The sequence below is a fragment of the Stenotrophomonas sp. S4 genome (assembly GCF_054187805.2).
Genome location: NZ_CM196188.1, coordinates 1113200 through 1122544 on the forward strand (window position 1 = coordinate 1113200; position 9345 = coordinate 1122544).

Annotated in this window: 10 protein-coding genes; 3 read left to right on the forward strand and 7 right to left on the reverse strand. The window is 68.3% G+C overall.

Annotated features, from left to right (window positions below; all coding sequences use genetic code 11):
* Positions 1–32: 32 nt before the first annotated feature.
* From ACUZUJ_RS05145 to purM, 3 genes are read right to left on the reverse strand one after another with little or no spacing between them, the layout of a single operon-like run.
* A complete protein-coding gene (locus ACUZUJ_RS05145; RefSeq protein ID WP_101765055.1) occupies positions 33–455 on the reverse strand; it encodes a hypothetical protein in 423 nt (140 codons plus the stop codon).
* Entirely contained in the window at positions 452–940 is a 489-nt protein-coding gene (locus tag ACUZUJ_RS05150; RefSeq protein WP_049442956.1) for a hypothetical protein, read from the reverse strand. The genes ACUZUJ_RS05145 and ACUZUJ_RS05150 overlap by 4 nt, the downstream gene beginning before the upstream one ends.
* A 21-nt stretch (positions 941–961) precedes the next feature.
* On the reverse strand, positions 962–2020 hold the full coding sequence (gene purM, locus ACUZUJ_RS05155) for a phosphoribosylformylglycinamidine cyclo-ligase (protein WP_049442955.1): 1059 nt from the start codon (positions 2018–2020) through the stop codon (positions 962–964).
* A 99-nt stretch (positions 2021–2119) separates the two neighbouring features.
* On the opposite strand from purM, the gene ACUZUJ_RS05160 reads away from it, so the two are divergent.
* The 3 genes from ACUZUJ_RS05160 to hda are packed head-to-tail and all read left to right on the forward strand — an operon-like array spanning position 2120 to position 5132.
* Complete coding sequence (locus ACUZUJ_RS05160) at positions 2120–3259, forward strand: DUF2066 domain-containing protein (RefSeq protein WP_101765056.1); 1140 nt, start codon at positions 2120–2122, stop codon at positions 3257–3259.
* On the forward strand, positions 3256–4425 hold the full coding sequence (locus ACUZUJ_RS05165; protein ID WP_101765057.1) for an AI-2E family transporter: 1170 nt from the start codon (positions 3256–3258) through the stop codon (positions 4423–4425). Before ACUZUJ_RS05160 ends, ACUZUJ_RS05165 begins: the two co-directional genes overlap by 4 nt.
* On the forward strand, positions 4425–5132 hold the full coding sequence (gene hda, locus ACUZUJ_RS05170) for a DnaA regulatory inactivator Hda (RefSeq protein WP_014036258.1): 708 nt from the start codon (positions 4425–4427) through the stop codon (positions 5130–5132). The genes ACUZUJ_RS05165 and hda overlap by 1 nt, the downstream gene beginning before the upstream one ends.
* 506 nt (positions 5133–5638) lie before the next feature.
* On the opposite strand, the gene murU is transcribed toward hda, so the two are convergent.
* From murU to ACUZUJ_RS05190, 4 genes are all read right to left on the reverse strand, one after another.
* A complete protein-coding gene (gene murU / locus ACUZUJ_RS05175) occupies positions 5639–6349 on the reverse strand; it encodes an N-acetylmuramate alpha-1-phosphate uridylyltransferase MurU (RefSeq protein WP_101765058.1) in 711 nt (236 codons plus the stop codon).
* Positions 6346–7371 (reverse strand): aminoglycoside phosphotransferase family protein, encoded by a 1026-nt coding sequence (locus ACUZUJ_RS05180; RefSeq protein WP_458220346.1) that lies wholly within the window; start codon positions 7369–7371, stop codon positions 6346–6348. The genes murU and ACUZUJ_RS05180 overlap by 4 nt, the downstream gene beginning before the upstream one ends.
* 64 nt (positions 7372–7435) lie before the next feature.
* Positions 7436–7705, reverse strand: coding sequence for a GlsB/YeaQ/YmgE family stress response membrane protein (locus tag ACUZUJ_RS05185; protein WP_005415577.1), 270 nt, complete (start codon positions 7703–7705; stop codon positions 7436–7438).
* Positions 7706–7774: 69 nt separating this feature from the next.
* On the reverse strand, positions 7775–9268 hold the full coding sequence (locus ACUZUJ_RS05190) for a M20 family metallopeptidase (RefSeq protein WP_101765060.1): 1494 nt from the start codon (positions 9266–9268) through the stop codon (positions 7775–7777).
* Positions 9269–9345: the final 77 nt, after the last annotated feature.

Sequence of the window (9345 nt, forward strand, 5' to 3'; positions counted from 1 at the left end):
ATCAGGAAAGGGCGGGGCGTCTGCCGGCAAGCTCAGACGCTGAGATGGTCGCCGCGGTCGAACAGTGCGGCCATGTCAGGCTTGGACAGGAATACCCAGGCGTAGGCGGTCAGGGCCATGCCCAGCGGGCCGGCCAGCACCGCCAGCCAGGCCGCGCGCTGGCACCAGGCCAGCCCGGTGCGACGCGACAGCAGGCGCGCGGTGTGCAGCTGCACGAAGCCCAGCACGGCAGCCAGCACTGAAACGGCGCCGTACACGGTGGCAAGTACCGCGCCATCGTCCAGCCCGCGCGAGCTGGCGACCAGACCGATGAAGCCGAGGAAGGCCAGCGCAGCCACCCAGTGGAAAACCGCCAGCGCGTAGAACAGCACCTTCAGCGTCTGCAGGTGGCTGGCCAGCTGCAGGTGCGCCAGGGACTGCTGCGGCAGCGGCGGAGGTGCGCCCGGGCTCGTCATGCCGCCGTGCCAGCGGTGTCGAACGCGGCCTTGACCTGCGGGCGCAGCAGCGTGATCAGGCTGAACACGCCCAGCACGGTACCGATCGGCGTGAACAGGCAGGCCAGGCCGGCCATGATCAGGCACAGCAGGTAACGGCGGCGGCGGGCCAGGCAGCGGCCGGCATAGGCGACGAACGCGCCCAGGGTCACGCCACCGAACACGATGACGCAGCCGATGAGGGTGAACATCCAGCCGAACAGGCGCTGTTCGGCCGGCGACGAGGGCTGGTCGCCGGAGTTCATCGGCAGATTGCCGGTGAGGGCGGTGATGCCCAGCACGATGTGGACGATGAAGATCAGCGAGAACAGCGCGATCAGGCCACCGACCACGTAGTGCGCAATCGACAGCATGCGCAGATGGTCAGCATCCTGGCTGCTGAACGCCGGTACCGCCGCAGTTGGCGGCGGCACGGGGGCGGGGGGCAGGGGGGGCGTTGCGTCCATGCGGGCTCCTCGGGGCCGGGTTCAGCCGATGTGGACGCGTTCGGCGCCTTCAGCAGTGACCACCTGGCCGATGGTCCAGTGTTCCAGGCCCTGTGCCTTGACCGCCTCGGACACGGCGGCGACCTGGTCGGCCGCCACGATCAGCACGAAGCCGATGCCGCAGTTGAAGGTGCGCCACATCTCGCTGTCGGCCACGGCGCCTTCCTTCTGCAGCCACTGGAACACCGGCGGCAGGGTCCAGGCCGAGGCCTGGATGTCCAGGCCGAGGCCGTCGGGCACCACGCGGATGATGTTCTCGGTCAGGCCGCCACCGGTGATGTGGGCCATGCCGTGGATGGCCTCGCCGTGCGACTTCAGCAGCGACAGGATCGGCTTCACGTACAGGCGGGTCGGCGCCATCAGCGCGTCGACCAGCTTCACGCCGCCTTCCAGCTCCAGGTCGGCCGGGCGGCCGGCACGGTCGTAGATGCGGCGCACCAGCGAGTAGCCATTGGAATGCGGGCCGGATGAGGCGATGCCGATCAGCACGTCGCCGGCGGCCACGCTGGCGCCGTCCTTCAGCTCGCTCTTCTCGACCGCAGCGACTGTGAAGCCGGCCAGGTCGTACTCGCCCGGGGCATACATGTCGGGCATTTCAGCGGTTTCGCCGCCGATCAGCGCGCAACCGGCCTCGGTGCAGCCATTGGCGATGCCGCCCACGACCGCCGCGGCGGTGTCGATGTCCAGCTTGCCGGTGGCGAAGTAGTCCAGGAAGAACAGCGGCTCGGCACCCTGCACCAGCACGTCGTTCACGCACATCGCGACCAGGTCGATGCCGATCGTATCGTGGCGGTTCAGCTGGTGGGCCAGCTTCAGCTTGGTGCCTACGCCGTCGGTACCCGACACCAGCACCGGCTCGCGGTACTTGTTGGACAGGTCGAACAGGGCGCCGAAGCCGCCCAGGCCGCCCATCACTTCCGGGCGGAAGCTGCGCTTGACCAGGGGCTTGATCCGCTCGACCAGCTCGTTGCCGGCGTCGATGTCGACACCCGCGTCACGGTAGGTGAGGGGGGAGGGGGCGGAAGACGGGGTGTTGGTCACGGGCGTCGGCGCTGGCAGGGGTTGAACGAGCGATTTTAACAGGCCGCATTGGCGCAAAGGCCGTATTCGGGCAACAATTCCCCCGGATTCGTCGAGCCAATGGATGTCCTGATGCGCCGCAGCCTGATTCTGACCCTGCTCCTTGCACTGAGCCTGCCGGTGGCCACGATGGCCCAGAGCGGCCTGCGCACCGAGGGAGATGTCGCCACCGCCTCCGGTGCCTACGAGGCCGAAGTGCCCGTCAACAGCCAGGCCGAAGCCGATCGCAACGGCGCCTTGGCCCGTGCCCTGAGCGTGGTGCTGGGCAAGCTGTCCGGCGACCGCAACGTGATGTCACGCCCCGGCGTGGTGCAGGCGCTGCGCAATGCCAAGGACTACGTGGCCAGCTACGACTACAAGCAGGACCAGAGCGTGGGCGCCAGTGGCGCACCGAGCTTCCGGACCCTGCTGGTGGCCCGCTTCCGCGAGGATGACGTCGATTCGCTGGTCTCGGCGCTGGGCCTGCCGTTGTGGCCGCAGCCGCGACCGAAGCCGGTGCTGTGGCTGGCCGTCGACGACGGCAGTGGCCCGCGCCTGGTCAGCGTGCAGCAGGCCAATGCCGCCCGCCCGCTGCTGAACCGCGCCATCGAGCGGGGTTACAAGCTGGGCCTGCCCAGCGGCGGTGCTGCCGAACAGGCCCTGGCTGGTGCCATCTGGCGCCAGGACAGTGCCGCCGTGGCCCGTGCTTCCTCGCGCTACTCGCCGCCGATGCAGCTGATCGGCAAGCTGTACCGCGCCAATGGTGGCTGGCAGGCGGACTGGGTGTTCGTCGACAACGGCCGCGAACTGAACAAGTGGACCAGCAAGGACGCCAACGCCATGCGCGCGATGGCCGCCGGTGCCGATGGCGCCGCCGATGCGCTGGTCAAGCGCTATGCCAAGGCCGGCGTGGCCACCGGCCAGGCCGGCACCTACCGCCTGGTGGTGATCGGCATCAACAGCGCCGATGACTACCTGCGCCTGGCCGCCGGCCTGCGCGAGGTGCCGGTGGTGCGCAATGTCACTCCGCTGCACGCCTCGGCCGGCCAGCTGGAGTTGAGCGTGGAGATGACCACCGGCCTGGCCGGCTTCAACCGCATGCTCGGCGACAGCGGCGTGCTGGTGCCAAGCGCGCCGCTGCCGGCCCTGCCGACCCCGATCGATGACAGCACCGGTGCCCCGGTGGCCGCGCCGGTCAGCAACGAGTATCGCCTGCGATGACCCTGACCCCGGAAGCTGAAATCGCGCAGTTCCTGCGCCGGCTGAAGTACATCCTGTTCGCCGGCCTGATCGGCTGGGTGGTGTGGCTGCTGGCGCCGATCCTGACCCCGTTCGTGCTGGCACTGGCGCTGGCCTGGCTGGGTGACCCGCTGGTGGACCGCATCGAGGCCACCGGCCGTTCGCGCATGACCGGCGTGGTGCTGGTGTTCGCCGCGATGGTGCTGGTGCTCGTGGCACTGCTGCTGGTGCTGGTGCCGATGATCGAGCGCCAGATCACCACGCTGATCGCGGTCGCGCCGCAGGCGCAGGCATGGCTTATGCAGACCGGCATTCCCTGGTTCGAGCACAAGACCGGCCTGGAAGTGATGCAGTGGCTGGATCCGGACCGCCTGATCGAATGGGTGCGCAGCCATTGGCAGCAGGCCGGCGGCTTCGCCACCACGTTCATGGGCTACGTCTCGCGTTCGGGCTTTGCGATGGTGACCTGGGTGGTCAACATCCTGCTGCTGCCGATCCTGGCGTTCTACTTCCTGCGTGACTGGGACAAGCTGGTCGAGCGGGTGGCCTCGGTGATCCCGCGCAACCAGATCGGCACCATCAGTGCGCTGGCACGCGAGTCCAACGAAGTGCTGGGGGCGTTCATCCGCGGCCAGTTCCTGGTGATGCTGGCGCTGGGCGTGATCTATGCCGGCGGCCTGTCGCTGGTCGGCCTCAAGCTGGGCCTGCTGATCGGCCTGATTGCCGGCCTGATCAGCTTCATCCCGTACCTGGGCGCGACCACCGGCATCCTGATGGCCATCGTGGCCGCACTGGTGCAGGCGCAGGGCTTTGACCTGAAGCTGCTGCTGCTGGTCGGCGTGGTGTTCACCGTGGGCCAGCTGCTGGAAAGCTACGTGCTGACCCCGCGCATCGTCGGCGACAAGATTGGCCTGCACCCGGTGGCGGTGATCTTCGCGGTGATGGCCGGCGGCCAGCTGTTCGGCTTCCTCGGCATGCTGCTGGCGCTGCCGGTGGCGGCGGTGACCAACGTGCTGCTGCGCTATGCCCACCAGCGCTACCGCCAGAGCGAGCTGTACGTGGGCGAGAAGCCGGCGATCGTGCTTGATGGCGTGGTCGACGCCCCCCATATCATCGTTCCGGACGACAAGGGCTCCGACCTGAAGTGATGGGTGTGCCGCAACTGCCGCTGGCCCTGCATTACCCGCGGGACCAGCGCCTGGAGACCTTCATCGGCGCGCCGGATGGCGCGCTGGCGCAGCTGCGCGCGATCGCGGTCGGCGCCAGCCACGACTGGGTCTACCTGGAAGGTGCGGCGGGAACCGGCAAGACCCACCAGGCGCTGGCGATGTGCTCCAGCGCCGAGCAGGCCGGACGCCTGCCGACCTACGTGCCGCTGGCCAGCGCCGCCGGCCGTGTCCGCGCGGCGCTCGATGGGCTGGAAGTGCGCGAACTGGTGGCGCTGGACGGCCTGGACGAGGTTGCCGGCAACCGCGAGGACGAGATCGCGCTGTTCGATTTCCACAACCGTGCGCGCGCTGCGGGCGTGACCGTGCTGTACACCGCGCAGAAGGCACCGGGCGAGCTGGGCCTGGTGCTGCCGGACCTGCGCTCGCGGCTGGGCCAGTGCGTGCGCGTGCTGCTGCAGCCGCTGGATGAGGAAGGGCGGGCCGCGGTGCTGCGTGAGCGTGCACTGCGACGCGGCCTCGCCATCGACGAGGCGGCCATCGAGTGGCTGCTGTCGCACACCGGCCGCGAACTGGGTGGATTGATCACCCTGTTGGACTGGCTGGACCGCGAATCGCTGGCGGCGAAGCGGCGGATCACCGTGCCGTTCCTGCGCCAGGTGCTGGAAGAAGGCCGGCCGCGTTACTGAGGGTGGGGTTTGTTTGCAGGGCTGCGCCCTGCACCCGCCGAAGCCGAAGCCGAAGCAACGTCAACGTCAAAAGCGGGCTATCCGTGGGATGGCGGGGTGGCTCAGGTTGCGGGGGACGGCGCAAGTACGTCCATGTAGCCTCGGTCGCGCCATCCATGGCGCTCACGCCCCGCAACCTGAGCCACCCCGCCTTCGACAGGTTCCCGCGGCTGTTGGTGGGTGTCGACCTTGGTCGACACGTGTCTTGCTTGGTGGGTGACGACCGTTGGTCGTCACCAGAGCGAGCGCAGCGACGCGACGCGACGCGCTTTTGCTTTTCTTTTTTCTTTTCCGTGGCTGGACGCCCACGGAAACTGTCAGAGGCCGGGCGGGGTGGGTTCGCGGGGGTGTCCGCGGCATGGATGCCGCGGCCAAGCCCCCATGGATGGGTTCACGGCGTCCCCCGCGAACCCACCCCGCCCGGCCAAGCACGGCATCTGCTCTGAAAACGACCAGCCACGAGGGGCTCAGCCGTTCGCTGCCAACTCCGCATCCAGCGCGCGCAGGCGATCCACCGTCCCGACGTCGGTCCAACGCCCACGATGGTGCTGCCCGGTCATCAACCCCTGCGCCATGAAATGCTTCTGCAGCGGCACCACCGAGAACTTCGGCGGCAGCAGCTCGCTGCCCGGCGCATCACCGATCACCGCGCGCCAGTCGGCCACGATCGAAGGGCGATACATGCCGATGCCGGCATAGGTCAGGCACGGCCCCGTGCGGTCGTGGTGCAGCAGGCCCTGTGCGTCCAGCCGGTAGTCACCGTCAGGGTGCTGCGCGGGATTGTCGACCAGCACCAGATGCGCCTGGCCCTGCGGCTCGCGCGGCAGTGTGGCGAAATCGAAATCGGTCCAGATGTCGCCGTTCACCACCAGGAACGGGGCGTCGCCCAGCACCGGCAGTGCATTGAGGATGCCGCCACCGGTTTCCAGCGGGGTTTGCCCTTCGTACAGGAAATGCAGATGCAGGCCCCACCGGCTGCCATCGCCCAGCGTCGCCGGAAACTGTTCGGCCAGCCACGCGGTGTTGACCACGACCTCGCGCACGCCGAGCGCCGCGAGGCGTTCCAGGTGCCAGACGATCAGTGGCTTGCCGGCCACTTCCAGCAGCGGCTTGGGCGTGTGCAGGGTCAGCGGGCGCATGCGCTCGCCGAGGCCAGCGGCAAAGACCAGCGCCTTCATCGGGCCACGCGCATCGGTGCGGACAGTTCGGCCAGCGCCGGCTTGATGCGGTCGTCCAGCAGCTGCTGCAACGGCGCCAGTTCGCGGTAGCGCGGCAGCACTTCATCCAGGTAGGTGATGAAGCGCGGTGCGTCGTCCAGGTAGTGGCCCTTGTTGTCGCGGTAGCGCAGGCGGCAGAACAGGCCGAGAATCTTCACGTGGCGCTGGATGCCCATCCAGTCGGCATCGCGCAGGAAGGTGGCACGGTCGGGCACCGGCAGGCCGGCGCTGCGTGCGCGCTCGTGGTACTGCGCCAGCCACTCGTCCACGCGCTGCAGCGGCCAGCTCAGGAAGGCGTCCTTGAACAGGCTCACCGCGTCGTAGGCGATCGGGCCACGCACCAGGTCCTGGAAGTCCAGCACCGCGGGGCCGTCGTCGACCGGCATCAGGTTGCGCGGCATGTAATCGCGGTGGGTCATCAGCTGGGCCTGGCCCAGCGCATTGTCCATCAGCCGGCGGTGCACCAGCTGCAGGCCTTCAATCTCGCCACAGTCCAGCTCCAGGTTCAGGTGGCGCTGCAGGAACCATTCGTCGAACAGGCCGGCATCACGCTGCAGCAGCGCTTCGCCGAACTGGCCGAAGTCGGCCGGCACCGGGATCGCCTGCAGGCGCAGCAGCTGTTCGATCGAACGGCCGAACCAGTCATCGGCGTTGCGCTCGTCGAGGATCTTCGCCAGGGTCGGGCCGCCGAGATCTTCCAGCAGCAGGAAGCCGGCCTCCAGGTCCTGGGCGAGCAGCGTGGGCACGCGCAGGCCGTGGTCGTGCAGCAGGCGGCGCATGCGCAGCCACGGCCGCGGATCTTCCAGTCCCGGAGGAGCGTCCATCACGATGTGGCTGCCACGCGTGCTGGTGGTGCGCCAGTAGCTGCGCATGCCGGCATCGACCGAGGCGCGTTCGACCACCGCGTCGGCATCGTCGAGCTGGGTACGGGCCCACTGCAGGCGCTGCGCGCTGCGCTGGGGATCAGAGGCGGGTTCGGTCATGCAGGCATATCCGGGCGCGCCGGGCGCGCCAACGTCGGCAACAGGAAGGGAAGGGGGAGCGGCGTCAGCGGCGGCCGCTGAACAGGCGCAGGACGGCAAGAACGGCCACCGCGCCCACCACTGCACCGAGGAAACCAGCCGGTTCGCCAGGGGCGTACCAGCCCATGTACTGGCCGAACCAGCCGGCCAGCAGGGCACCGAGAATGCCCAGCACGATGGTCAGCAGGCAGCCCATGCGGTTGTTGCCGGGCATGAAGAACCGCCCGAGCAGGCCGACGAAGAAGCCAACCAGCAGGATGTACAGCCAGCTGCTGCTGCCGAACAGACCATTCATGCGCGCGGATTCCGCTTGAGTGTGGACGCAGCCTAGCAAGGCCAGGCTGCGTCCGTCACGGGTGCCGGATCAGCAGCAGCCGTGGTCGCCGTGGCGGGTGCCGCTGTCGGCAGCCACCGGCGAACCGCTGGTCTCGCCGCGCAGGCTGGCGGCGTAGTGCTCGCTGATCACCTTGGACACGCAGGCGGTGACCTTCTTGCCCATCGGGATGTGCAGGAACTCGTTCGGGCCGTGCGCGTTGGAATGCGGGCCGAGCACGCCGGTGATCATGAACTGGGCGCCCGGAAACTTCTCACCCAGCATGCCCATGAACGGGATCGAGCCACCTTCGCCCATGTACATCGCCGGCTTGCCGAAGAAGGCCTGGCTGGCGTCGTCGATGGCCTGGGTCAGCCACGGCGCCATTGCCGGGGCGTTCCAGCCGGTGGAGGCCTTTTCCAGGTCCAGGGTGACGTGGGCGCCGTTCGGCGGATCGCGCAGCAGCGCTTCCTTCAGCAGCTCGCCACAGGTCTTGCCATCGGCGGTCGGCGGCAGGCGCAGCGACAGCTTCACCGAGGTCTGCGGGCGCAGCACGTTGCCGGCCGATTCCAGCGCCGGCATGCCACCCACGCCGGTAACCGACAGCGCCGGGCGCCAGGTGCGGTTGAGCACCAGCTCGGTCAGGTCCTCGTTCATCGGACGCAGGCCGTCGACCATCGGGAACTTCTCGAAGATCTCGGTATCGACCACTTCGGCGGCACGCTTGGCCTGCGCCTGGCGCTCGGCCGGGATCTCCACGTTCATGCCGTCGATCAGGATGCGGCCGGTGTCCTGGTCCTCGATGCGCGACAGCAGCTGGCGCAGCAGGCGGAAGCTGGACGGCACCACGCCGGAGGCATCGCCGGAGTGCACGCCTTCGTTGAGCACCTTCACGGTGAAGTTGCCGCCGGTCAGGCCGCGCAGCGAGGTGGTGCACCACAGCTGGTCGTAGTTGGCGCAGCCCGAATCCAGGCAGACCACCAGCGACGGCTTGCCGATGCGGTCGGCCAGGTGGTCGACGTAGGCCGGCAGGTCATAGCTGCCGGACTCTTCACAGGCTTCGATCAGCACCACGCAGCGGGCGTGCGGCAGGCCCTGGGCCTGCAGTGCCAGCACCGCGGCCAGCGAGCCGAAGATGGCGTAGCCGTCGTCCGCACCGCCGCGGCCATACAGCTTGTCGCCGCGCAGAACCGGGGTCCACGGGCCGAGATCGTCGTCCCAGCCGGTCATTTCCGGCTGCTTGTCGAGGTGGCCATAGAGCAGGATGGTGTCGTCGCCGGTTTCGGCGCCGGTGGCCGGAATTTCCAGGAAGATCAGCGGGGTACGGCCTTCCAGGCGCACCACTTCAACCTTCAGGCCGGGCAGCTGCTGAGCCTTGGCCCAGTTCTCCATCAGGGTGACCGCCTGTTCCATGTAGCCGTTCTGCACCCAATTGGCGTCGAACATCGGCGACTTGTTGGGAATGCGGATGTAGTCGACCAACTGCGGGACGATTTCGCTGTCCCACTTGTCATTGACGAATTGGCCGAGCTTGGCGCTGTCCATCTGAAACTCCGGTTGCATGGGCTGATCCGCGCATTCTACGCCTGTGCTGAGGGTAGGGTTTTTCCTACATCACGTCG